Here is a 22885-nt window from a genome sequence, read left to right on the forward strand (position 1 = left end):
ACTACCAAGCAAATCAACACTCGAATGGCCGCGGAGCAGGCCACGCCAGCGAACGCCGCGGACGGACCTGCGCCGGCCGCTGGCGTTGTCCCCCTTCCCGCGAAGCGCAGCGAAGCGAGAGAAGGGGGAAGCGGGGTCAGCCGCTCAGGGGGATGTCACTTGACAGTCGTCCAGATCACCATCGGTCGGTCGTCGGGCCGGTGCACCGTGGTCACGTTCTTGCGCATGGCCCAGGGGCGGATCTGGTCGTGCAGGGGCAGGTAGTTGTAGTCGTCCTTCACGATCTGCAGCGCCTCGTGGATCATCGGGTTGCGCTTGGCCGGGTCCATCTCGGTCTTGATCTGCTGGATCAGGTTGTCGACGATCGGGTTGCTCATGCGGCCGCAGTTGAAGTTGCCGGCGGCGCCGCCCTTGGGGTCGACCGTGCTGATGAGCGAATCCAGCGAGTACAGCGCGTCGAAAGTGGCCACGCCCCAGCCCAGCATGTAGGCGCTGACGTCGAACTTCTGGATCTTGGCCGAGTGGATCGACATCGGGTTGGTCTGCAGCCGGGTCTTGACGCCGATGCGCGTCCACATCGCCGTGACGGCCTGGCAGATGGCCTCGTCGTTGACGTAGCGGTCGTTCGGGCAGTCCAGCGTCAGCTCGAAGCCGTTGGGGTAGCCGGCATCGGCCAGCAGTTTCTTGGCGGCGTTGACGTCGAACTTGGCGGCGCGCGCGCCCAGCTCTTTCGTCCAGCCGTTGACCATGGGCGCGATCATGGTGCCCGTGGGCTTGCCCAGGCCGCGCATCACGTTCTTCTCGATCGCCGCGATGTCGACCGCCTGGTACAGCGCCTGGCGCACGCGCTTGTCCTTCAGCGGGTTCTTGCCCTTGACGTTGGAGCCCATCAGCTCGTCGCGGTGCTGGTCGAAGCCGAGGAAGATGGTGCGGTTTTCCGGCCCTTCGATGACCTTGATGTTGGCGTCGCGCTTGATGCGCTCCAGGTCCTGCACCGGTGGGTCGACCACCATGTCGACCTGGCCGGAGATGAGCGCGGCCGACCGCGTGGCCGCCGCCTTGATGGGGGTGAAGACGATGTTGTCGACGTTGCCGCGCGGCTTGTCCCACCAGTCGGCGTTCTTCTTCAGCGTGGTGCGGGTGTCGGGCTGCCAGGCTTCGAGGATGAAGGGGCCGGTGCCGTTGGCGTTGCGGGCGGCGAAGTTCTCCTCCTTGGCCTTGTAGTCCTGCGCCTTGGCGGCGTTGTTCTTCTCGGCCCAGGCCTTGTTCATGATGCGCGCGTCGGTCAGCTCGCGCAGCACCACGGGGCTCGGGCCTTTCAGGATCACGTCGACCGTGTGGTCGTCGACCTTCTTGACTTCCTTCACGCTCTGCACGTAGGCCGTCATGTTGGAGGGCGGCGTCATCGCGCGGTTGAGCGAGAACACCACGTCGTCGGCCGTGAAGGGCGCGCCGTCGTGGAATTTGACGCCCTTGCGCAGCTCGAAGCGGATCTGCGTGGGCGAGACCATCGTCCACTTGGCGGCCAGCGAGGGTTCGACCTCGTACTTCTCGTTGTAGCGCACCAGCGATTCGTAGACCATCTGCTGGTAGGCCAGCGTGGTCTGGTGGTTCTGCGCGTGCGGGTCGAAGGTGAGGATGTCGTTGGCCCCGGCGATGCGCAGCGTGGCCGCGTGCGACACCCCGGCCGCCGCCAGCACCGCCAGCGCCAGCGCGCTGCGAACAAAGGAAGAACGTGCCATCGGGTGGTCCTTTATCAACAGGGTTGTAAAGCACCGATGCTACAGAAAGTCGGCTCGCCGGCCTGGCCGCGCTCCCCACGGCGTGAAGGGCCATCGGAAGAAGCTATTTAAAACATAGCTGCCAGCGCCGGTTTTAAGCCGGTTTCAGATCGTTTTCACCTGAAAATGGCGCGCTGCCTGCGCAAGGCACTATCAAAAGGAAAGCCCGCCATTGGCGGGCTTTCCTGATCGCGTGCCTGAAGCACCTATCGGAACTTCGGCAGGTTGAGCTTCGGCGGCACGCCCATGCGGGTGTTGATGACCCACTGCTGCGCGATGGTCAGGACGTTGTTGGTGATCCAGTACAGCACCAGGCCGGCCGGGAAGAAGAAGAACATCACGCTGAACATCAGCGGCATCATCCACATCAGCTTGGCCTGCATCGGGTCGGGCGGCAGCGGGTTCAGCGCCGTCTGCAGCAGCGTGGTCAGCGTCATCACGACGGGCAGGATGAAGTACGGGTCCTTGATGGACAGGTCCTTGATCCACAGGATCCACGGCGCGCCGCGCATCTCGACGCTGGACAGCAGCACCCAGTACAGCGCGATGAACACCGGGATCTGGATCAGGATGGGCAGGCAGCCGCCCATGGGGTTGACCTTCTCCTCGCGGTAGACGCGCATCATCTCCATCTGCATCTGCTGCGGGTTGTCCTTGTAGCGCTCGCGCAGGTCCATCACCTTGGGGTTGATGGCCTTCATCTTGGCCATGCTGGCGTAGGCCTTGGCGTTGAGCGGGTAGAACAGAATCTTCAGCAGGAACACCAGCGCCACGATGGCCCAGCCCCAGTTGCCGATGACACCGTGCAGCTTGTCGAGCAGCCAGTACAGCGGCTTGGACAGGATGGTGAAGAAGCCGTAGTCCTTCACCAGCTCCAGGCCGGGGGCGATGCTCTCGAGCAGCTTCTCGTCCTGCGGGCCGACGAACAGGCGCGTGTCGGCCGTGCGGGTGGCGCCGGGCTCGACCGCGCCCACGGGGGCGATCATGCCCGCCGCATACAGGTTGTTGTCGACCTTGCGGGCGAAGTTGTCGTGCTGCACGTTCTGCGGCCACAGCCAGGCGCTGGCGAAGTAGTGCTGCACCATGGCCACCCAGCCGTCGGGCGAGGAGGTGACGAACTCGGCCTTGCCCTTCTCGATGTCGGTGAAGGCCACCTTCTGGAACTTCTTGGCGTCGGTGTAGAAGGCCGGGCCGGTGAAGGTGGAATAGAACGGCGTGGCGTTCTCGGCCTGGTTGCCGTCGCGCACCAGCTGCACGTAAAGCTGCGGGTTCACGGCCTGGCCGCTGGCGTTGACCACCTCGTGCCGCACATCGACCAGGTACGAGCCGCGCTGGAGCGTGTAGATCTTGTTCAGCCGCACGCCACCCTGCTCGGCCGACTCGAAGCGCAGCACCAGCTCGTTGGCGCCATCGGCCAGCGCGCGCTCGCCGACGAACTTCATAGGTGTCTTGTGCGTGGGGAACGGCCCGCCGATCAGACCCGACTGCGCCTGGTACACGCGGTTGGCGCTGCTGTCGAACAGCACGAAGGGCTGGTCGGGGTGCTCGGCCGAGGGGTGCTTGAGGAATTCGCTGCGGATGACCGAGCCGCCCTCGGTGTCGAACACCAGCTTGAGCACGTCGGTCGTGACCTCGATGCGCTCGCGCGCCATGGCCTCGGCCGCCGGTGCCGGGGCTGCGGTGCCGGGCGGCATGGCCGTGGCGCCGGGCGTGGCTGCAGGCACGGCGCTGGCGGCCGGCGGCACCGCCGAAGCCGGTGCACTGGCCGTGACAGCGGGCTGCGACGCACCGGGGAAGAAGGTCGGCCGGTTGCCGTTGTGCACCTGCCACTGGTCCCACAGCATGACCAGCGAGAAGGCGAAGATCACCCAGAGGATGGTGCGGCGGATGTCGTTCATTGCGGGTGGTTTGGCGGGTGCGCGCCCGGTCGCTTGGACGCGATCAGGCCGGTGAAGAGGCGGGGAGGATGCGCGGGGACCGGGTCGCAGCCCCCTTCGCACCATGGATGGCAGCGCGCGATGCGCCGCAGCGTGAGGTAGCTGCCGGCCAGCGCGCCATGCTGCTCCAGCGCGCCCAGCGCGTACAGCGAACAGGTGGGCGCAAAGCGGCAGGACGAGCCGAGCCAGGGCGACAGCAGCAGCCGATAGCCCTTGACCAGGCCGATGAGCAGCGCGCGGATCATCGGCGCTCCCGGCTGGCGAACAGCAGCAGCAGTTCGGCGCGCACAGCCGCCTTCAGCGCCGTCGAACTGGCACTGGGAAACTGCGACCGCGCAAAACCTGCGCGCAGGCGCACCAGGTGCGCATCGGCGGCAAGCGGCGGCTGAAGGCTTTCACCCACGGCGTGGATCTGGCGGCGGATGGCGTTGCGCGTCACGGCGCGGCGCGCCCAGCGCTTGGGCACCATGGCGCCCAGCCACGCGCCATCGGCGGGCTGGAACAGGGTCGGCCCCGCGCCATCGCCCGCACCCGGCGCCTGCAAAGGCAGGCGGTGCAGGGCGAAATGCGCCGTGCGCGACACCGGTCGGTGCGCCAGCAAGGCCTGGAACTGATCGCGGGTCCGCAAGCGGCGCATGAGGCTCGGGCGTGCTGCCTTCGACATCAGGCAGGCCGGCGCCGGCACAGCAGGCCGGTTCGAACTCAGACAGCCAGACGCTTGCGGCCCTTGGCGCGGCGCGCCTTGATGACGGCGCGGCCACCGCGGGTCTTCATGCGGACCAGGAAGCCGTGGGTACGCGCGCGGCGCGTCTTGGAGGGCTGGTAAGTGCGTTTCATGACGGATCGTCCTTGGAATGAATCGGGAGCTTCCCAGGCTGCGGCGGCACATCCACCGGCAGTGGCGCGCCGGCTGGCGCAGCCCGGCGCCACCAGCCCATGGCTGAAACGGCGCCGCAAGATCAAGGGAAACCCGGCATTATCGCAAATCTTGGCGACAAGGCCAAGGCAGGCATGGCATCATCGCCCGCCCCGGCCTTGGCCGTGCCCCCTGATCGCCTCTTGCGGCCGCCGCGCGCTTGTGGATAATCTGCGTTCGGGCATCGCCTCCGGCGCCCGGTCGGCACCGCTTATCCACAGACCAGGGCCCCTCGTTTCCCCATGCACACCCCAGTTTCCGCCGGCGCGGCGTTATGGCCGGCCTGCCTTGAAGTTCTGGCCCAGGAATTGCCCGAGCAGCAGTTCAACACCTGGATCAAGCCGCTGAACGCCCAGTTGGCCACCGACCAGTCGAAGCTCACGCTGTTCGTCGCCAACCGCTTCAAACTCGACTGGGTGCGCGCCCAATACGCCACGCGCATCGCCGGCATCCTGGAATCGCTCCATGGGCAGCCGGTGAGCGTGGAGTTAGCGCTTGCTCCTCGCGCAGCGCTCGTCAAATATACCCCTCAAGAGATCGCCTCGTCCGCAGGCAGCCCGCCGCCAGCGGTTCATGAGGCCACCCCGGCACCGATACCCAGCGAAGAGGAAAGCGCCGGCGGCAGCGGTTTCCGCCATCGGCTGAACAGTGCCCTGACCTTCGACACCCTGGTCGAAGGCTCGGCCAACCGCATGGCGCGGGCGGCGGCGCTGCACGTGGCGGGCGCGCCGGGGCAGCTGTACAACCCGCTGTTCATCTACGGCGGCGTGGGCCTGGGCAAGACCCACCTGATGCACGCGGTGGGCAACCGGCTGCTGCAGGCTCGCCCGGATGCCAAGGTTCTCTACATCCATGCCGAGCAGTTCGTGTCGGATGTGGTCAAGGCCTACCAGCGCAAGACCTTCGACCAGTTCAAGGACCGCTACCACTCGCTCGACCTGCTGCTGATCGACGACGTGCAGTTCTTCGCCAACAAGGACCGCACGCAGGAGGAGTTCTTCAACGCCTTCGAGGCCTTGCTGGCCAAGAAGAGCCACATCGTGATGACCAGCGACACCTACCCCAAGGGCCTGGCCGACATCCACGAGCGGCTGGTGTCGCGCTTCGATGCCGGCCTGACCGTGGCGCTGGAGCCGCCCGAGCTGGAGATGCGCGTGGCCATCCTGATCAGCAAGGCCGCCGCCGAGGGCACCGAGATGCCCGAGGAAGTGGCGTTCTTCGTCGCCAAGAACGTGCGCTCGAACGTGCGCGAACTGGAAGGCGCGCTGCGCAAGATCCTGGCCTATTCGCGCTTCAACCAGAAGGAAATCTCCATCCCGCTGGCGCGCGAGGCGCTGCGCGACCTGCTGTCGATCCAGAACCGCCAGATCAGCGTCGAGAACATCCAGAAGACCGTGGCCGACTACTACAAGATCAAGGTCTCGGACATGTACAGCAAGAAGCGCCCCGCCAGCATCGCCCGGCCGCGCCAGATTGCCATGTACCTGGCCAAGGAACTGACGCAGAAAAGCCTGCCCGAGATCGGCGAGCTGTTCGGCGGGCGCGACCACACCACCGTGCTGCACGCGGTGCGCAAGATCGCCGGCGAGCGCCAGCAGCTGACCGAGCTGAACCAGCAGCTGCACGTGCTGGAGCAGACGCTGAAAGGATGAGGCCGGCAGGCGTGGCGCTGAGGCAGAAAGGCCCCAAAAACGGCGACAATGCGGGGTTGGCCGACGCTGACCCTTCAGGGGCGGCGTGGGCGCCACACGGCCCGGCCTGGGCGCCCATCATGACGAGGATATTGAGGAAGACATGATCGTTCTGAAGACCACCCAAAACCAGTTGCTCGGCGCGCTGCAATCGGTCGCCGGCATCGTCGAGCGCCGCCACACGCTGCCGGTGCTGGCCAACGTGCTGCTGCGCAAGAACGGCGAAACCGTGCAGCTCACCACCAGCGACCTCGAGATCCAGATCCGCACCGCGGCCACGCTGGGCGGCGACAGCGGCAACTTCGCCACCACCGTGGGCGCGCGCAAGCTGATCGACATCCTGCGCACCATGCCGGCCGACCAGACGGTGAGCCTGGAGTCGCAGCAGAACAAGCTGATCCTGAAAGGCGGCAAGTCGCGCTTCACGCTGCAGACCCTGCCGGCCGAGGACTTCCCGCTGGTGCAGGAGGCGCCCAACTTCGGCCCCGCCTTCAAGGTGCCGCAGAAGACGCTGAAGAACCTGCTCGACCAGGTGGCCTTCGCCATGGCGGTGCACGACATTCGCTACTACCTCAACGGCATCCTGTTCGTGGCCGAGGGCACGCAGCTCAGCCTGGTGGCCACCGACGGCCACCGCCTGGCCTTTGCCAGCGCCACGCTGGACGTGGAAGTGCCCAAGCAGGAGGTGATCCTGCCGCGCAAGACCGTGATCGAGCTGCAGCGCCTGTTGTCCGACGCCAGCGTGCCCGAGGGGCAGGAAGCGCCGATGATCGAGATGCAGTTCGCCGCCAACCAGGCGCGCTTTTCGTTCGGCGCCATGGAGTTCGTCACCAAGCTGGTCGAGGGCAAGTTCCCCGACTACAACCGCGTGATCCCCAAGAACCACAGCAACAGCGTCACCCTGGGCCGCGCGCCGCTGCTGGCCAGCCTGCAACGCACCGCCATCCTGACCAGCGAGAAGTTCAAGGGCGTGCGCCTGAACTTCGAGCCCGGCACGCTGCGCGTGGCCTCCAACAACGCCGAGCAGGAAGAGGCGGTGGACGAACTCGACATCGACTATGGTGGCGATTCGATCGAGATCGGCTTCAACGTCACCTACCTGATCGACGCGCTGGCCAACATGAGCCAGCAGGAGATGGTGAAGATCGACCTGCAGGACGCCAACAGCTCGGCCCTCATCACCCTGCCCGACAACGCCCACTTCAAGTACGTGGTGATGCCCATGCGCATCTGATGCGCCAACGCCCCGTTTACTCTGTTTTTTATAGCTGCTCGCGCTTATCCCGTAAGCGATGAAAGCCAATTTCATTCATAAGCAGCTACGCGGAAGATTTCATGACCGACGCATCCAAGCCCGATTCCCAGACCCCTGCTGCCGCCGGCAGCGGCTACGGCGAAGGCGCCATCCAGATCCTGGAAGGCCTGGAGGCGGTGCGCAAACGCCCGGGCATGTACATCGGCGACACCAGCGACGGCACCGGCCTGCACCACCTGGTGTTCGAGGTGGTCGACAACTCGATCGACGAGGCGCTGGCCGGCTACTGCGACGACATCGTCGTCACCATCCACTCCGACAACTCCATCAGCGTCACCGACAACGGCCGCGGCATCCCCACCGGCGTGAAGATGGACGACAAGCACGAGCCCAAGCGCTCGGCCGCCGAGATCGCGCTGACCGAGCTGCACGCCGGGGGCAAGTTCAACCAGAACAGCTACAAGGTCTCGGGCGGCCTGCACGGCGTGGGCGTGAGCTGCGTGAACGCGCTGTCGAGCAAGCTGCGCCTGACGGTGCGGCGCGACGGCAAGAAGCACGAGCTGGAGTTCAGCCGCGGCTTCGTGCAAGACAGAATAACGACGGAACTACAAGGCCCGGAGGGCCTTGTCCTTGTGTCACCCATGAAGATCACGGGCGACACCGACAAGCGCGGCACCGAGGTGCGCTTTCTGCCCGACACCGAGATCTTCAAGGAAAACAGCGACTTCCACTATGAAGTCCTGGCCAAGCGCCTGCGCGAACTCAGCTTCCTGAACAACGGCGTGCGCATCCGCCTGATCGACGAGCGCAGCGGCAAGGAAGACGACTTCTCCGGCGCCGGCGGCGTGAAGGGCTTCGTCGACTTCATCAACGGCGCCAAGAAGGTGCTGCACCCCAACGCCTTCCACGCCACCGGCACGCGCCCGTCCGAGACCTACGGCGGCATCCCCGGCACCGAGATCGGTGTGGAAGTGGCCATGCAGTGGAACGATGGCTACAACGAGCAGGTGCTCTGCTTCACCAACAACATCCCGCAGCGCGACGGCGGCACGCACCTCACCGGCCTGCGCGCGGCGATGACGCGCGTCATCAGCAAGTACATCGAGCAGAACGAACTGGCCAAGAAAGCCAAGGTGGACGTCACCGGCGACGACATGCGCGAGGGCCTGGTCTGCGTGCTGAGCGTGAAGGTGCCCGAACCCAAGTTCAGCAGCCAGACCAAGGACAAGCTCGTCAGCAGCGAAGTGCGCGCGCCGGTCGAGGACATCGTCGCCAAGTCCCTGGCCGAGTACCTGGAAGAGCGTCCGAACGACGCCAAGATCATCTGCGGCAAGATCGTCGAGGCCGCCCGCGCGCGCGAGGCCGCCCGCAAGGCGCGCGAAATGACGCGCCGCAAGGGCGTGCTCGACGGCTTCGGCCTGCCCGGCAAGCTGGCCGACTGCCAGGAAAAAGACCCGGCGATGAGCGAGATCTACATCGTCGAGGGCGACTCGGCCGGCGGCAGCGCCAAGCAGGGGCGTGACCGCAAGTTCCAGGCCATCCTGCCGCTGCGCGGCAAGATCCTGAACGTCGAGCGCGCGCGCTACGAGAAGCTGCTGACCAGCAACGAAATCGTCACCCTCATCACCGCTTTGGGCACCGGCATCGGCAAGACCGCCGCCGACTCGGGCAAGAGCGGCGCCGACGATTTCAACATCGACAAGCTGCGCTACCACCGCATCATCATCATGACCGACGCCGACGTGGACGGCGCGCACATCCGCACCCTGCTGCTCACTTTCTTCTACCGCCAGATGCCCGAGCTGGTCGAGCGTGGCCACATCTACATCGCCCAGCCGCCGCTGTACAAGGTCAAGGCCGGCAAGGAAGAGCTGTACCTGAAGGACAACGCCGCGCTGGAGGCCTTCCTGCTGCGCGTGGCGCTGAAGGACGCCGTGGTGCACACCGGCGGCGATGCCGCGCAGCAGATCAGCGGCGACACCCTGGCCGAACTGGCGCGCAAGCACCAGTTGGCCGAGGCCGTGATCGAGCGCCTGTCGGCCTTCATGGACGCCGAGGCCCTGCGCGCCATCGCCGCCGGCGTGGCGCTGAACCTGGACAGCACCGAGGCCGCCGCAGCCAGCGCGCTGGCGCTACAGCAATACCTGCACGAGCAGCAATCCGGCGGCAGCGCGCCCGAAGTCGCCAGCGAATTCGACGCTCGCACCGACAAGCCCGTGCTGCGCATCAGCCGCCGGCACCACGGCAACATCAAGAGCAGCGTCCTCACCCAGGACTTCGTGCACGGCGCCGACTACGCCGCGCTGGCCGAAGCCGCGCAGACGTTCAAGGGCCTGCTGACCGAAGGCGCCAAAGTCAGTCGCGGCGAGGGCGAGCGCCAGCGCGAGGAGCGCGTGAGCGATTTCCGCCAGGCCATGCAATGGCTGCTGGCCGAGGCCGAGCGCACCACCGCGCGCCAGCGCTACAAGGGCCTGGGCGAGATGAACCCCGAGCAGCTGTGGGAAACCACCATGGACCCCACCGTGCGCCGCCTGCTGCGCGTGCAGATCGAGGACGCCATCGAAGCCGACCGAGTGTTCACCACCCTGATGGGCGACGAAGTCGAGCCGCGCCGCGCCTTCATCGAGACCAACGCGCTGCGGGCGGCGAATATCGACGCTTGAAGGACCGCGCGCCCTTCACGATGTCGGCTAGCTGCCACAAACACCGTCAGTTTGACCCGACGCCGTGTAAATTTTGTTACATGACGAATAAAATTACCTTTTGCGTCGCATGGTTTTCACCGCAAGAGGGGGTTGTGATGGGGCTTGTTCGGATTCTTCTGCTTTCGCTCGGCGTGCTGCTGGGCTGGGGTTCGGCGTCGGCGCAAACGGCCGTCAACCACCCGTACAACACGGGGCACGCCACCTACACGCTCAATTCGGGGCCCGGCACTGCCTGGTTCAACTACTACGACAGCGGCGGGCCGGGGGGCAACTACGCCAACTACACCAACCTGTCCACCAGCGTCGTCACTTTCATGTCGGCGCCGGGCACCACCATCGATGTGGCGTTCGCGGCGTTCCAGGTCGAGGGTGGTTGGGATGGACTGTTCATCTACGACGGCGCCAGCACGGCCGCGCCGCAGATCGGCTCCGGCAATGCCTCGCCGCCGGTGTGCGGGGGCACCGCGGGCGCGTGGTGGGGCGGCGGGCTGCCCGGCAACGCCGGCCCGGGCCTGGTGCGCTCCACGGGCAATGCGATCACCTTCGCGTTCTGCTCCGACTTCTCCGTTACTTATCCCGGCTGGACGGCCCAGGTCCGCACCACCGAGGCGATCGTGCTGACCAAGACCGTGGGCACCACCCCCGGCGTGTGCGCGGCCACCAGCAGCCTCTCGGTCAACACCGGCACCACGGTGTATTACTGCTACACCGCCACCAACACCGGCACCACGACACTGAGCACCCACGACCTGGTGGACGACCAGCTGGGCACGATCTTCAGCGGCCTGAACCACAGCCTGGCGCCCGGCGCGAGCATCAACACAGTCGCGCTGGGCATCAACGCGGCGGCCGTGATCAACAACACCACCACCAACACCGCCACCTGGACCTCGGGCAGCCTGTCGGGCAGCGCCAGTGCCACGGTGACGGTGCCCACTTACCACATCGCCGCCAGCGTCAATGATCCGGCCGCGGGCAGCGTGGCTTGCGTGCCGCCCTCCGTGCTGTCGGGTGCCAGCAGCACCTGCACGGCCACGGCCAACGCAGGCTATGTGTTCACCGGCTGGTCGGGCGATTGCGCGGGCAGCAACCCGGTCTGCACGCTGAGCGGGGTGACGGCCGACCGGGCGGTGACGGCCAACTTCGCGCCGGCCTACAACGTCACGGCCAGCGTCAACAACCCGGCCGGCGGCAGCGCGGTGTGCGTGCCCGCCGTGGTGGCGGCCGGCGGCAGCAGCACCTGCACGGCCACGGCCAACCCGGGCTATGTGTTCACCGGCTGGTCGGGCGCCTGCTCGGGCACCAACCCGGTGTGCACGCTGAGCGGCATCGCGGCCCACCAGGCGGTCACGGCCAGCTTCGCCCCGGCGGCGGTCCAGCCGGTTCCGACGCTGGAAGCCTGGGGCCTGATGCTGCTGTCCGGCCTGCTCGGCTGGCTGGCCTATCCGCGCCGCCGGCGCGGCGGCTGAGGCGGCGCGCCCGGCGAGGGCTGAGCGCGGTTGCCGATGGGCCCGCGCTCAGCGCCCGTCCTGCCCGCCCATCACCTCCAGCGCCAGGCACAGGTCCTGCCAGGCCTTGGCCTTGTCGGGCAGGGCGCGCAGCAGGTAGGCGGGGTGGTAGGTGACGATGACGGGCACGCCTTCGTAGGTGTGTACGCGGCCGCGCAGGCGGCCGATGGGCTCGGTGGTCTGCAGCAAGGACTGCACGGCGAAGCGGCCCATGGCGAGGATGATCTTCGGCTGCACCAGCGCGACCTGGCGGCGCAGGTAGGGCTCGCACTGGGCGATTTCGTCGGGTTGCGGGTTGCGGTTGCCGGGCGGGCGGCACTTCAGCACGTTGGCGATGTAGACACCGCGTTTCAAGCCTTTTTGGCCTTCAGCGCCTGCCTGGTCTGCGCGAGCAGCTATCGATTCAGAAGCGCTCTCCACCTGCCGCGACAGGCCGATGGCGGCCAGCATGGCATCCAGCAGCTTGCCGGCCTGGCCGACGAAGGGCTGGCCCTGGCGGTCTTCGTTCTCGCCGGGGGCTTCGCCGATGACCATCCAGTCGGCGCTGCGGGCGCCGACGCCGAACACGGTCTGCGTGCGGCCGGCGCACAGGCCGCAGGCGCGGCAGGCGGCCACCGTGGCCTCCAGCTGCAGCCAGTCCATGTCGGCCACGCCTTCGGGGCGCGGGCCGAGAGCCATTGCGGACCTGGACTCGGGTGCGGGGGTGGCGCCTTCCGACGGCGCGACGGGGCGGGGGCGCGGTGAGGAAGGCGCGGCGGCAGCGCGGGCAATCGAGGGCGCGGCGGCGGCCGGCTGCACCGGTTCAGAATCAAATCGGGCTCCAGCGCCCGCCTGGTCAGCGCTGGCAGCTACGGTTTCAGGAGTTGCCGGTGCCGCCTTGGGCAACCACAGCTTGATGCCCATCTCGGCCAGCATGGCGCGCTGGCGCTCATCCAGTTGCAGAGTCATGCGCCGTCTCCCAGCCGCAGGTTCATCACCACGGCGTCTTCGCGCAGGCCGTGGCCGGCGGGGTAGTAGGCCTTGCGCAGGCCCACGCGGGCAAAACCGCGCTTCAGGTAGATCTGCTGCGCGCGCGTGTTGCTGGCGCGCACTTCCAGCCACAGCCAGTGCGCCCCGCGCGCGCGCGACCACAGCGCCAACGCGTCGAGCATGACCAGCGCCCAGCCCTGGCGCTGGTGCCCGGCCGCGACGGTGATGTTGAGCAGGTGCACTTCCTCATGACCCTGCATGGCGACGAAGTAGCCGATCAGGTCCTCGCTCCCATCCGGCAGCGGCCCGACCAGGCATTGCGCCTGGTGTCCGGCCGCCAGGGTGTCGGCAAAGTTGCGGCGCGACCAGGGGTGGCTGTAGACGTTCTGCTCGATGGCCAGCACGGCATCCAGCCGCTCGGCCGCCATGGGCTCGAAGCGTGCTTCCAGCGCGGGCGCGACGGGCGGCCAAGCGGATGGGGTGGTGGCGGAGAGGACGGCGCTCATGGTGCAGGCGGGCGGTGGCCGCGCTCAGCGTGTCAGGCCAGCGGCGGCACGTTCGGCGGTAGTCTGCGCCACTTTATCGCGGATGTAGAGCGGCAGCGCCTGTTCGGCCGGCACGGCCCGACCGGCGGCCAGCAGCGCGGGCGCCAGGCTGAGCAGAGCGTCGGCCGTGGGCAGCACGTCGGCGCGCGGCAGGGCCAGCACGGCGGCGGGCAGGCGCTCCGCATACACGGCGGCGGCGTTGCCGGCCAGCAAGGTGCCGGCGGGCGGCACGGCCACGGCGTCGGGTGACAGCACGGCGGCCTCGGCCAGCACCTGCCAGCCGTCGGCGGGCGACCAGGCGTACTCGGCCGCATAGACCTCGCCCATGCGCGCATCCAGCAGGGCCAGCACGCGCAGGCTGTCGGGCGCGGTGCTCAGCGACTGGCGCGCCGCCTCGGCCACGGCCAGCAGGGTATCGACCGGCAGCACCGGCACGCCCGCGCCCCAGGCCAGCCCCTGCGCCACCGAGCAGGCCGTGCGCAGCCCGGTGAACGAACCCGGCCCGCGACCGAACACGATGGCCTGCAGATCGCCCAGGGCCAGCCCGGCCTGCGCCAGCAGCGCCTGCACGGTGGGGATCAGCGTGGTTGACGACTGCGCGCCGCCGGGGCCGCTGCGCGCGAAGCGCTGGCCGTCGCGGCTGCGTTGCACGGCGACCGACAGGTGCTCGGTGCTGGTATCGAAGGCCAGCAGGTTGAGTGCCGCGGTATTCATGAGTTCTTTTGGCCTCCAGCGCCTGCTGGACAAGCGCGAACAGCTATGGAATCAGGAGTTTGCTGCCGCACCGCACGCACCCCGAACAGAATGCCGGCCGTGACCAGCGCCAGCCCCGCCAGCAGGTTCCAGCCCAGCGGCTCGCCCAGCAGGGCGACCGCGCCCAGCGCCGACAGCCCCGGCACCAGCGCCGTGATCATGGTCGACTTGACCGGCCCGAAGGCGCGCACCATCTGCACGAAGGTGATGCCCGAGATGACCACCGAACCCACGCCCTGGAACAGCGCCTGGAAGGCGATTTCGCCCCACGGCGCCGTGCCCAGCCGCGTGGGCAGCACGCCGGTGCCGGTCAGCAACGCGAACAGCGGCACATAGGTGAAGCAGGCGAACACCGTGATGGCGATGGTGGCGCGCACCGCGTCCAGTCCGAATTTGCGCGCCAGCACGCTGTACACCGACCAGCAGAACGCCGCGCTCATGAAGATCAGGTCGCCCTTCCACACCTCGCCGCCGCGGAAGGCCGACAGCAGCCCCTCGCCGCCCACCAGCACGTCGCCGCCCACGATGCAGGCCAGCCCCAGCGCCCGCGCCGGGGTAATGCGGTCGCGCAGCAGCACGGCCGCCAACAGCGCCGTCCACAGCGGCAGGCTGCCCGGCATCAGCACCGAGGCGTGCGCCGCCGGCGCAAAGAAGAAACCCGCATAGCACAGGATGGCGTAGACCAGCCCGCCGAAGACGCCGGCGGTGACCGTGGGCCGCAGCGGCAGCGGCGAAAAGCCCCCCAGCGACGACGAGCCGCCCTGCCGCCGCGCCAGCCACCAGCCCCAGGGCAGCAGCACCACGCTGGCACCGGCGATGCGCAGCAGCGCCAGGTCGAACGGCAGCAGCGTCATGCCCGCCGAGGCACGACCGATGACGATGAAGCCGGTCCAGATCGCCACCGTGACCACGGCCGCCGCGATGCCGACCGCACGGGGCGAGGAGAGCATGCGGGCGATTATCGGCTGCCCGCCAGCGGCCCGCCGCGGCGGCGCCGCACCCGGTCAGCGCGCGCCGCGACGCCGCTGCCGCAGGCCCAGGGCGCCCAGCATGGCGGCCAGCGCCATCAGCGCCCAATGCGACAGCGTGGGCACCGCCGTCACCGCGCCGACCGGCGCGGTGAGCGTGATGGTGGCCACGTTCGACCGGTCACCCGCCGCGTTGGCGAACGAATAGCCGACAGGGGTCGGCACGCCGCCAAAGCCGGGCGCCGGGCTGAACACCACCTCGTCGCCGTTCACCGTCCAGACGCCCTGGCCCGGCACGGTCATCTGCTGGCCGTCGGGCGTCAGCGTGGCGCCAGCGGGCGGGTTGGCCAGCAGGATGCTGCCGGGGGCCGCCTGCGCCTGGCCTGGATCGTTGGCCAGCACACTGAGGGTGGTCGGGCCGCTCGCGGCCAGGGCCGCGCTGTCGTCGCGGGCCTGGGGTCCGGTGCCGGCGCTCACCGTGAGCACGGCGATATCGCACACGGCCTGGTTGGGCGCCGGGGCGCACACCTGGTAAGCCACGGTGCAACTGCCGCTGGCGGGCACATCGAACGTGGCCAGGCCCGTCGGGCCGAGCGCCGGGTTGGCGCAGGTGCTGCCGGCGCCCAAGGCGAAGACGCTGCCCGCGGGCACCTGGTCGTTGCCGGACACGTCGTGGGTCGCGGCCGTGGCGCCGGCGGGCTGGTTGACTGCCGTGTCGTCCACCGCGTCGATGATCGACGCCGCGCCGGTGTCGCTGTTGTTGGCCGGGTTGTTGTCGTTGCTGGCACCGGTGGTGGCGGTCACTGTGACCCCCGTGGGCCCCGTGTCCGTACCGCCCGCCACGCCCGGCGCGGTGAAGCTGATGGGGCAGGTGATGCTGCTGCCCGCCGCCAGCGCGGCCACCGGCAGCGTGGGCGTACAGGCGCCCACCGTGACCGGAATCGCCGCGCCATCGCTGTCCTGCGCGGTGGCGCTGCAGGTGGGCGCCAGCGCCGTGCCGGCGACCGCGGCGCACCGGATCTCGCCGCTCACGGTGCTGCCGGGGCTGACCACGCTGGGCAGGCCCGACATCACCACGCCCATGTCCGCCGGCGGTGCCCTCACCGTGGTGGGCACCGAGCACCCCGCCGGCGCCGGCGCACAGCTGTTGCCCGCGGGCGGGGTGATGGTGTTTGTGATGACCGTTCCGGGGGCCACGCCGGCATCCACCGCCACGCGCAGCGCCAGCGTCACGCTGTCGCCGGCGGGCACCGCAAACGGCGCGGCGTTCAGGCACTGCCCGCCCGTGCAGACGAAGTCGCCATCGACGTAGCTGGTGCCGGCGGGCAGCGTGTCGCTCAGGCTGCCGGCCGGATACAGCACCGGCGCCGCACCGCCGTTGCGCACGGTGATGCCATAGGCCACCGTGCCGCCCGGCAAGGGGTTGGCGCCGCTGGTGATGGTCTTCTCGAACGTGATGGGGCCGATGGCCGCCAGCGTGACGGGCGTGGGGGCCGGCGCATCGCTGTTGGGAGAAGCTGGCAGTGCCGCCGCGTCGGTGGATGCGTCCTGCGCCAGCAGGTTGGCGGGTGGCGCCGGCAAGCCGCCGGGCCAGCTGTGGCCCGCGTTGGCGCTACTGGCCGAACTGGCCAGGGCGGTGTTCGACTGCGCCGTGGTGGGCACGGCGGCGGCACTGGCGTAGGCCACGCGCACGGTGAACTGCACAGTGCAGCTGGCGCCGGGAGGCAAGTTGTCGGTACCGCTCAGCAGGGCGAAACTGCTGGTGCCGCCAAAGTCGCCGCTGAGGGTGCAGCTGCCCGCCGTCACGCTCGGTCCGGCGCTGATGCCCAGCGTGGGCGTGCCGGCCGCAAAGGCGTTGCGCAGGTTGTCGCTGATCTGCACGTTGGGCGTGGGCACGGCCCCGGTGTTGCCCACCGTCAGGGTGTAGGGCACGTCGAAGGTGTGGCCGTTGAGCACCGCCACGGGTGCACCCGCCTGCTTCACCACGTCGACCAGCGGCACGGCGATGCAGGTGGTGCCGTCGGTGTTCGTGTTTGCATCGCCGTTGGCCGCCGTCAGCACGGTGTGGCTGCCGTTGGTCACGTTGACGCGATAGAACGCGTTGTTGTTGGCGGAGACGATCAGACCCCCGTCGGCACCCAGGTAGGCCGAGCCGTAGGTGATCAGCCTGGGCAATGTGGTGGCAATCCGCGAGGCCCTGGCCGTCGGGGTGGGCGCCGTCAGGTCCACCACGATGCGGTACAGGTAGACACCCCGTGGCGTGTCGTCCGACGCTTGCACGTTGCGCGTGCCGTAGAGCACGGCGGTCGTGGCGCTGCTTTCCGCGGGACTGTAGGCCAGGTCGCCGACGTTGATGCCACCCGTGGTGCCGTCGAGCGCAACGCCCGTATACCCACCTGGCGGGTTGGTGTCCGTCTCGATCGTGATGCGCCGGGTTTGCGGCTGCATGGTCGCCGCGCCGGTGACGAGGAACAGGCCCTGGTGGGGGGGAATCCAGCCATCGGCCATGAACAGGTTGCCGTGGGCATCGAAGGTGCCGCTGTTTCTGCGGTCGCTGATCAACGCCACGTCTCCACCCGTGCTGTTGGTGATCTTCGCGCTCCTCACAACACCCGCCGCATTCAGGCGATAAAGGCGCAGGCCGGCGGCGTTGGTGTAGTCGTTGACGGCGTACAGGAGCCGGTCCTGCGGGTTGAACGCCAGGCCGTTGACCGATACGCCCGGCACCGTGAACAGCGGCAACGTGCCGTGCCGGTAATCGCTGCCCATCAGCCAGACCTGCGTATCGGAGCCAGCGGTGCTACCCGCAGTCATCTGGTAGAGCTGCCCGGTGCAGATCAGCGGCGCCGGCGACGCCTGGGCCTGGGCCTGGGCCAGCCCCGACACGGTCAAGGCCAGTGAAGCCAGGACGGCCGCCAGGCCGTGACGTGGTTGCATCCAACGCATGAAGTGAGTTGCCAGCGCCCTCCCCACCACACGCCCGCACCTGCCATAACCATGACGGCAGTGTGCAATACGCCCAGGGTGATGCAGGCAGCACGCCACGAGAACGCGCCCGAAGCAGCGGCGCCCCCGGCCTCGGGCGGGGTGCTGGCGCCCAGCGCGCCGGCGCACCGCTGGCCCGCCAGGGCGTCACCCGTCTGCCGCGCCACCCGCGGCCCGCGTCATGCGCGGGCCACGCGCCTCCCCTAGACTTCAGCCCGTGACCTTGCGCCGACCCAGTCTTCTGCTTGCCGCCCTGCTGGCGGTGCCCGCCTTTGCCCAGGCCCCGCTGCCGCCCGAGATCGTCCAGGCCCTGTCCCGCGCGGGCGTGCCGGTCACGGCGGTGTCCATGGTGGTGGCGTCCCTGCCACCGCCGCCCGGCACGGTAACGCGCGTGCCCGAACCCGTGAACCCCGGCGGCGAGCGCAACCCCGCCCCCGCGCCCGCGCCCGCGAGCATGGCCCTGCCGCCACCGCGCCTGGCCTGGCAGGCCGATGTGCCGATGAACCCGGCCTCGGTGATGAAGTTGGTGACCACTTACGCGGGGGTCGATCTGCTGGGCCCCAACCACCTGTGGCGCACGCGCGTGTACACGCAGGGGCGCATCGCCAACGGGGTGCTGCACGGCGACCTGCTGATCCAGGGCAGCGGCGATCCCAAGCTGGTGCTGGAGCGCCTGCAGGAGCTGATGCGCGCCATCCAGGACAAGGGCATCCGCGTCATCCGCGGCAACATCCTGCTGGACAACAGCGTGTTCCGCCTGCCCGCGCACGACGCCGCCGCCTTCGACGACGACCCGCTGCGGCCCTACAACGCCGGGCCCGACGGGCTGCTGGTCAACTTCAAGGCGCTGATCTTCAAGTTCATCCCCGACCCGGCCAGCCAGCGCGCGCTGGTGGTCAGCGAGCCGCCCATCGCCGGCGTCGACATCCCCGCCGAGGTGCCCGCCGCCGCCGGCGCCTGCGGTGCCTGGCGCACGCGCCTGGCGGCCGATTTCACCGACCCCAACCGCGTCAGCTTCTCCGGCCGCTACCCGATGAGCTGCGGCGAGCAGAACTGGGGCATCGCCTACGTCGAGCCGCGCAGCTACGCCCCGCGCGTGATCGAGGCCATGTGGCGCGCCAGCGGCGGCGCGCTGACCGGGCAGGTGCAGTGGCTCGACCGGCCCGCCACCGGCCAGCCGCTGGTCACCGGCTTCTCGCTGCCGCTGTCGGACATCATTGCCGACATCAACAAGTTCTCGAACAACGTGATGGCGCAGCAGTTGTTCCTTACGCTGTCGGCGGCCGACGGGCGCGGCAGCTTTGCCGAATCGCAGAACCGCCTGAAGCGCTGGTGGCGCGAGCGCTTCGGCCTGCGCACCACGCCGGTGGTCGAGAACGGCTCGGGCCTGTCGCGCAACGAGCGCGCCACCGCGGCCTCGCTGGCCGCGCTGCTGCAGCACGCCGCCGGCCACCCCAATGGCGCGGCGTTCGAGCACTCGCTGTCGATCGCCGGTGTGGACGGCACCACGCGCCGCATGGCCGCGCGCAGCCCCAACTCGGCCGCCATCGGCAACGCACGCCTGAAGACCGGCACCCTGCGCGACGTGGTGGCCATCGCCGGCTACGCCTACGGCCTGTCGGGCCGCAATTACGCGGTGGTGGGCATCATCAACCACCCCAACGCCAGCGCCGCGCGGCCGGCGCTGGACCGGCTGGTGGAGTGGGCGGTGCGGGACCAGTGAGGGCGCCGCGAGCGCCTACTGGGAGCGGGCTTGCCCGCGGTGGGGCGTGTTGCGGGATGATGCGCTTCATCGCGGCCAAGGCCGCTCCCACAGGGTGGCCGGGTGCTCAGCACATACTCCCGATCAGCACAGCTGGTAGCGCCCGTCAAACAAGCGCTGAAGGCATATACCCCCCAGATTCAAGCCGAGATCAATGCCGAGATCACCTCGCCCATCTCGGATCGGAAAGCGACGCCGAGCAGGTTCGGCCATCCATCCTGCAACCAAAGCAGCGCGCGTATTTCGATGACGCGTGGCGCAACCTGGCGACCATGCGCCAGCACTGCCCCTGAGCGCCGGTGCCGCCCTCGGCGACCGATGTTCTGACGGATGTTGTGGGAGCGGGCTTGCCCGCGATGGGGGTGTCGCGGGGTGATGCGCTTCATCGCGGCCAATGCCGCTCCCACAGGGCGGCCGGGCAGTCAGAACATACTCCCCACCACGCCATCCGCCAGCGCCCTCCAGTCAAACCCTGAAGGCATATACCCCCCTGTTTCAAGCAGCGATCAACGCCGCAATCGCCTCACCCATCTCGGTCGTCGAGGCCTTCCCGCCCAGGTCCGGCGTGCGCGGGCCCTGCGCCAGGACCTGCTCGATGGCTTTCAGGATGGCGTCGTGCGCGGCCTGTTCGCCCAGGAACTGCAGCATCAGCGCGGCCGACCAGATCATGGCCACTGGGTTGGCGATGTTGCGGCCAAAGATGTCGGGCGCGCTGCCGTGCACCGGCTCGAACAGGCTGGGGAATTGGCGCTCCGGGTTCAGGTTGGCTGAAGGCGCGAGCCCGATGGTGCCGGTGCAGGCCGGGCCCAGGTCGCTCAGGATGTCGCCGAACAGGTTGCTGGCCACCACCACGTCGAAGCGCTGCGGCTGCAGCACGAAGCGCGCGGTGAGGATGTCGATGTGGTGCTTCTCGACGGCGATCTGCGGGTAGTTCTTGGCCATGCGGTCGGCGCGGCCGTCCCACCAGGGCATGCTGATCGCAATGCCGTTGCTCTTGGTCGCCACATCCAGCTTCTGGCGCGGGCGCGCGGCAGCCTGCTCGAAGGCGAACTTCAGCACGCGGTCGGCACCGAAGGCGCTCATCACCGTCTCCTGCACCACGATCTCGCGCTCGGTTCCGGCGTACATCACGCCGCCCAGGTTGGTGTATTCGCCCTCGGTGTTCTCGCGCACGACGAGGAAGTCGATCTCGCCCGGCTTTCGGCCGGCCAGGGGGCAGGGCACGCCCTCGAACAGGCGCACCGGGCGCAGGTTGATGTACTGGTCGAATTCGCGCCGGAACTTGAGCAGGCTGCCCCACAGCGAGATGTGGTCGGGCACTGTGGCCGGCCAGCCGACGGCGCCGAACAGGATGGCGTGCTGCGGCTCGAGCTGCGCCTTCCAGTCGGGCGGCATCATGTCGCCCGTCCTGGCGTAATAGTCGCAGCTGGCCCAGTCGATGGGCGTGAGGTCGAGCGCGAAGCCGAACTTCTGCTGCGCGGCATCGAGCACGCGCAGCGCCTCGGGCATCACTTCCTGGCCGATGCCGTCGCCCGGGATGACGGCGATGCGGTGCGTGCGGGGGGCGGGGGCGTTCATGGTGGTCTCTCCTTCGAGCCGCGAGCATAGCGCCGCTTGGGTTTGCCCTAGGCGCGCTCGGCGCGTGCGGTGTTTACGATGACCGATTGATGACCAAGAGGAGACACCCGTGCGCTTCAAACCCCTGCTGAACTGGAAGCTGACCGCCCTGGCGGTGGCCGTGGCCCTGTCCGCCTGCGGCGGCGGCGATGACGACGACGACAACCCGCTGGGCATCAACGCCGTGAAGGTGGTGGGCGATTCGCTCAGCGACAGCGGCACCTTCGCCGGCGTGCCGGGCGGCCCGCGCATCGCCAGCGTGCAGGGCTCGGCCGACGAGCCCCACGTGCTGTGGGTGGAGCGCATCGCCAAGGCCTACGACGTGAAGCCGCTGTGCCCGGTGTACAAGTTCAACGGCCAGACCTTCACGCCCAACACCCAGCCCGGCTGCACCAACTACGCCATCGGCGGCGCCCGCATCAACAACCCGGCCAGCGCGGGCGGGGCGGCGGCGCCGTTGTCCATCGTCAAGCAGCTGCAGGACGCGGGCGCCGCGGGCTGGAGCGCCAAGGACCTGGTGCTGGTGGACGGCGGCGGCAACGATGCGGCGGATCTGGTGGGGGCGTACCTCGCCGGTGGCGATCCGTTGGATGCCACTTCCCCCTTTGGCGGACTCGTCAGCCCGCTGCTCGATACGTTCACACTCGGTCAGCAGTGGGCGCTGGGTGGAGACACGCCGGAACAGCGACGGGCTCAAGGCGGGACCTACTACATGCAGGCATTGGCCGACCATTTCGTCGGCGTCATCAAGGCGCAGGCACTCGACAAGGGCGCGAAGCAGGTGGTGGTGGCCAACATCCCCACCATCACCTACACGCCGCGCTTCCAGGCGGTGCTGGCGCAGATCGAAGGCGCCGCCGGCGCCCAGGTGCGCGCGCAGTCCGAGGCGCTGTTCAAGGGCTGGATCAGCACCTTCAACCAGCGGCTGGCGGCCAACTTCGGCGGCGAGCCGCGCGTGCAGGTGATCGACCTGGCCAGCCGCTTTGCCGACCAGGTGACCAACCCGGCGCGGTACGGCCTGAGCAACGCCACGCTGCCGGTGTGCGGCGCCGAGTGGATCACCGTGGTGCCGCACCGCCCGCTGGGCGAATGCACGGCGGCCGCGCTGTCGGCCACCACGCCGCCGCCCGGCGCGCCCACCGGCGCCAGCTGGTGGCAGCGCTTCATGTTCTCCGACGGCTTCCACCCCACGCCCTACGGCCACCAGCTGTTTGCCGAGCAGGTGATGGACGTGCTGGACGAGGTGGACTGGTACTGATGCAGCAGCCGCCCGTCAGGGCATGAAGAACCGGCCCGTGGGCCGGTTTTTTTGTGGCCCCAACGCCGGTTCCGGGCCCGGGGGGATGGGAGTTCTTCCATTCCCACATCGAAACTTCAACCATCGTCATCCCGGCGAAAGCCGGGATCCCTGTCTGCTTTCACACGCTGTCTGGATTCCGGCTTTCGCCGGAACGACGAACCTGTTGTCGTGTTGATCTGGAAATGGAAGTCGA

Annotated in this window: 18 protein-coding genes; 6 read left to right on the forward strand and 12 right to left on the reverse strand. The window is 68.7% G+C overall.

The features are described from left to right. Positions 1 to 155: 155 nt before the first annotated feature. The 5 genes from ACFSCU_RS00860 to rpmH all read right to left on the reverse strand — a co-directional run bounded on the left by ACFSCU_RS00860 (position 156) and on the right by rpmH (position 4555). On the reverse strand, positions 156 to 1742 hold the full coding sequence (locus ACFSCU_RS00860) for an ABC transporter substrate-binding protein (RefSeq protein WP_180550410.1): 1587 nt from the start codon (positions 1740 to 1742) through the stop codon (positions 156 to 158). Between the two features lie 245 nt (positions 1743 to 1987). Next, on the reverse strand, positions 1988 to 3679 hold the full coding sequence (gene yidC, locus ACFSCU_RS00865; protein ID WP_180550409.1) for a membrane protein insertase YidC: 1692 nt from the start codon (positions 3677 to 3679) through the stop codon (positions 1988 to 1990). Beyond that, the gene (gene yidD / locus ACFSCU_RS00870; protein ID WP_333707801.1) at positions 3676 to 3963 is read right to left on the reverse strand and encodes a membrane protein insertion efficiency factor YidD; all 288 of its coding nucleotides are present in this window, start codon (positions 3961 to 3963) and stop codon (positions 3676 to 3678) included. The genes yidC and yidD overlap by 4 nt, the downstream gene beginning before the upstream one ends. Next, complete coding sequence (locus ACFSCU_RS00875) at positions 3960 to 4355, reverse strand: ribonuclease P protein component (protein WP_333707800.1); 396 nt, start codon at positions 4353 to 4355, stop codon at positions 3960 to 3962. Before ACFSCU_RS00875 ends, yidD begins: the two co-directional genes overlap by 4 nt. Before the next feature lie 65 nt (positions 4356 to 4420). Further along, the gene (gene rpmH / locus ACFSCU_RS00880; protein WP_124223019.1) at positions 4421 to 4555 is read right to left on the reverse strand and encodes a 50S ribosomal protein L34; all 135 of its coding nucleotides are present in this window, start codon (positions 4553 to 4555) and stop codon (positions 4421 to 4423) included. Between the two features lie 321 nt (positions 4556 to 4876). Here rpmH and dnaA point away from each other — a divergent pair, with 321 nt between their 5' ends. The 4 genes from dnaA to ACFSCU_RS00900 all read left to right on the forward strand — a co-directional run bounded on the left by dnaA (position 4877) and on the right by ACFSCU_RS00900 (position 11754). Further along, positions 4877 to 6286: a chromosomal replication initiator protein DnaA gene (gene dnaA, locus ACFSCU_RS00885; RefSeq protein WP_180550407.1), complete on the forward strand. Its 1410-nt coding sequence runs from the start codon at positions 4877 to 4879 to the stop codon at positions 6284 to 6286. A gap of 142 nt (positions 6287 to 6428) precedes the next feature. Next, on the forward strand, positions 6429 to 7559 hold the full coding sequence (gene dnaN, locus ACFSCU_RS00890) for a DNA polymerase III subunit beta (protein WP_180550406.1): 1131 nt from the start codon (positions 6429 to 6431) through the stop codon (positions 7557 to 7559). Between the two features lie 101 nt (positions 7560 to 7660). After that, a complete protein-coding gene (gene gyrB / locus ACFSCU_RS00895; protein WP_377559545.1) occupies positions 7661 to 10243 on the forward strand; it encodes a DNA topoisomerase (ATP-hydrolyzing) subunit B in 2583 nt (860 codons plus the stop codon). Positions 10244 to 10380: 137 nt separating this feature from the next. Next, entirely contained in the window at positions 10381 to 11754 is a 1374-nt protein-coding gene (locus ACFSCU_RS00900; RefSeq protein WP_377559546.1) for an IPTL-CTERM sorting domain-containing protein, read from the forward strand. A 48-nt stretch (positions 11755 to 11802) separates the two neighbouring features. On the opposite strand, the gene ACFSCU_RS00905 is transcribed toward ACFSCU_RS00900, so the two are convergent. From ACFSCU_RS00905 to ACFSCU_RS00925, 5 genes are read right to left on the reverse strand one after another with little or no spacing between them, the layout of a single operon-like run. Beyond that, positions 11803 to 12741 carry a uracil-DNA glycosylase gene (locus ACFSCU_RS00905; RefSeq protein WP_377559547.1) on the reverse strand — a complete coding sequence of 313 codons (939 nt, stop codon included), beginning with the start codon at positions 12739 to 12741 and terminating at the stop codon, positions 11803 to 11805. Next, positions 12738 to 13268 carry a ribosomal protein S18-alanine N-acetyltransferase gene (gene rimI, locus ACFSCU_RS00910; protein WP_180550404.1) on the reverse strand — a complete coding sequence of 177 codons (531 nt, stop codon included), beginning with the start codon at positions 13266 to 13268 and terminating at the stop codon, positions 12738 to 12740. The genes ACFSCU_RS00905 and rimI overlap by 4 nt, the downstream gene beginning before the upstream one ends. A 24-nt stretch (positions 13269 to 13292) precedes the next feature. Next, on the reverse strand, positions 13293 to 14021 hold the full coding sequence (gene tsaB, locus ACFSCU_RS00915) for a tRNA (adenosine(37)-N6)-threonylcarbamoyltransferase complex dimerization subunit type 1 TsaB (RefSeq protein WP_180550403.1): 729 nt from the start codon (positions 14019 to 14021) through the stop codon (positions 13293 to 13295). Continuing rightward, positions 14018 to 15010, reverse strand: coding sequence for a DMT family transporter (locus ACFSCU_RS00920; RefSeq protein ID WP_377559548.1), 993 nt, complete (start codon positions 15008 to 15010; stop codon positions 14018 to 14020). Before ACFSCU_RS00920 ends, tsaB begins: the two co-directional genes overlap by 4 nt. A 54-nt stretch (positions 15011 to 15064) precedes the next feature. Then, positions 15065 to 17965, reverse strand: a complete 2901-nt coding sequence (locus ACFSCU_RS00925) for an IPTL-CTERM sorting domain-containing protein (protein WP_377559549.1) — start codon at positions 17963 to 17965, stop codon at positions 15065 to 15067. 265 nt (positions 17966 to 18230) lie between these two features. Between ACFSCU_RS00925 and dacB the strand changes: the two genes are divergently transcribed. Then, positions 18231 to 19736: a D-alanyl-D-alanine carboxypeptidase/D-alanyl-D-alanine endopeptidase gene (gene dacB / locus ACFSCU_RS00930; RefSeq protein ID WP_377559550.1), complete on the forward strand. Its 1506-nt coding sequence runs from the start codon at positions 18231 to 18233 to the stop codon at positions 19734 to 19736. Between the two features lie 179 nt (positions 19737 to 19915). Here dacB and ACFSCU_RS00935 read toward each other — a convergent pair whose 3' ends face one another. Further along, positions 19916 to 20161 (reverse strand): hypothetical protein, encoded by a 246-nt coding sequence (locus ACFSCU_RS00935; RefSeq protein ID WP_180550400.1) that lies wholly within the window; start codon positions 20159 to 20161, stop codon positions 19916 to 19918. Positions 20162 to 20270: 109 nt separating this feature from the next. Then, positions 20271 to 21353, reverse strand: a complete 1083-nt coding sequence (locus ACFSCU_RS00940; RefSeq protein WP_377559551.1) for a tartrate dehydrogenase — start codon at positions 21351 to 21353, stop codon at positions 20271 to 20273. A gap of 109 nt (positions 21354 to 21462) precedes the next feature. On the opposite strand from ACFSCU_RS00940, the gene ACFSCU_RS00945 reads away from it, so the two are divergent. Further along, positions 21463 to 22650: an SGNH/GDSL hydrolase family protein gene (locus ACFSCU_RS00945; RefSeq protein ID WP_377559552.1), complete on the forward strand. Its 1188-nt coding sequence runs from the start codon at positions 21463 to 21465 to the stop codon at positions 22648 to 22650. The last annotated feature ends 235 nt before the right edge of the window (positions 22651 to 22885 follow it).

The sequence above is a fragment of the Ottowia beijingensis genome (genome assembly GCF_042680925.1).
Taxonomy (GTDB): Bacteria; Pseudomonadota; Gammaproteobacteria; order Burkholderiales; family Burkholderiaceae_C; genus Ottowia; species Ottowia beijingensis.

Coding starts and splice junctions, on each gene's coding strand:
- yidC (WP_180550409.1), bottom strand. CDS start 3,679: ATGAACGACATCCGCCGCACCATCCTCTGGGTGATCTTCGCCTTCTCG.
- gyrB (WP_377559545.1), top strand. CDS start 7,661: ATGACCGACGCATCCAAGCCCGATTCCCAGACCCCTGCTGCCGCCGGC.
- yidD (WP_333707801.1), bottom strand. CDS start 3,963: ATGATCCGCGCGCTGCTCATCGGCCTGGTCAAGGGCTATCGGCTGCTG.
- tsaB (WP_180550403.1), bottom strand. CDS start 14,021: ATGAATACCGCGGCACTCAACCTGCTGGCCTTCGATACCAGCACCGAG.
- ACFSCU_RS00900 (WP_377559546.1), top strand. CDS start 10,381: ATGGGGCTTGTTCGGATTCTTCTGCTTTCGCTCGGCGTGCTGCTGGGC.
- rimI (WP_180550404.1), bottom strand. CDS start 13,268: ATGAGCGCCGTCCTCTCCGCCACCACCCCATCCGCTTGGCCGCCCGTC.
- ACFSCU_RS00920 (WP_377559548.1), bottom strand. CDS start 15,010: ATGCTCTCCTCGCCCCGTGCGGTCGGCATCGCGGCGGCCGTGGTCACG.
- dnaA (WP_180550407.1), top strand. CDS start 4,877: ATGCACACCCCAGTTTCCGCCGGCGCGGCGTTATGGCCGGCCTGCCTT.
- ACFSCU_RS00905 (WP_377559547.1), bottom strand. CDS start 12,741: ATGACTCTGCAACTGGATGAGCGCCAGCGCGCCATGCTGGCCGAGATG.
- ACFSCU_RS00875 (WP_333707800.1), bottom strand. CDS start 4,355: ATGCGCCGCTTGCGGACCCGCGATCAGTTCCAGGCCTTGCTGGCGCAC.
- ACFSCU_RS00940 (WP_377559551.1), bottom strand. CDS start 21,353: ATGAACGCCCCCGCCCCCCGCACGCACCGCATCGCCGTCATCCCGGGC.
- ACFSCU_RS00925 (WP_377559549.1), bottom strand. CDS start 17,965: ATGCAACCACGTCACGGCCTGGCGGCCGTCCTGGCTTCACTGGCCTTG.
- ACFSCU_RS00935 (WP_180550400.1), bottom strand. CDS start 20,161: ATGAAGCGCATCACCCCGCGACACCCCCATCGCGGGCAAGCCCGCTCC.
- rpmH (WP_124223019.1), bottom strand. CDS start 4,555: ATGAAACGCACTTACCAGCCCTCCAAGACGCGCCGCGCGCGTACCCAC.
- ACFSCU_RS00860 (WP_180550410.1), bottom strand. CDS start 1,742: ATGGCACGTTCTTCCTTTGTTCGCAGCGCGCTGGCGCTGGCGGTGCTG.
- dnaN (WP_180550406.1), top strand. CDS start 6,429: ATGATCGTTCTGAAGACCACCCAAAACCAGTTGCTCGGCGCGCTGCAA.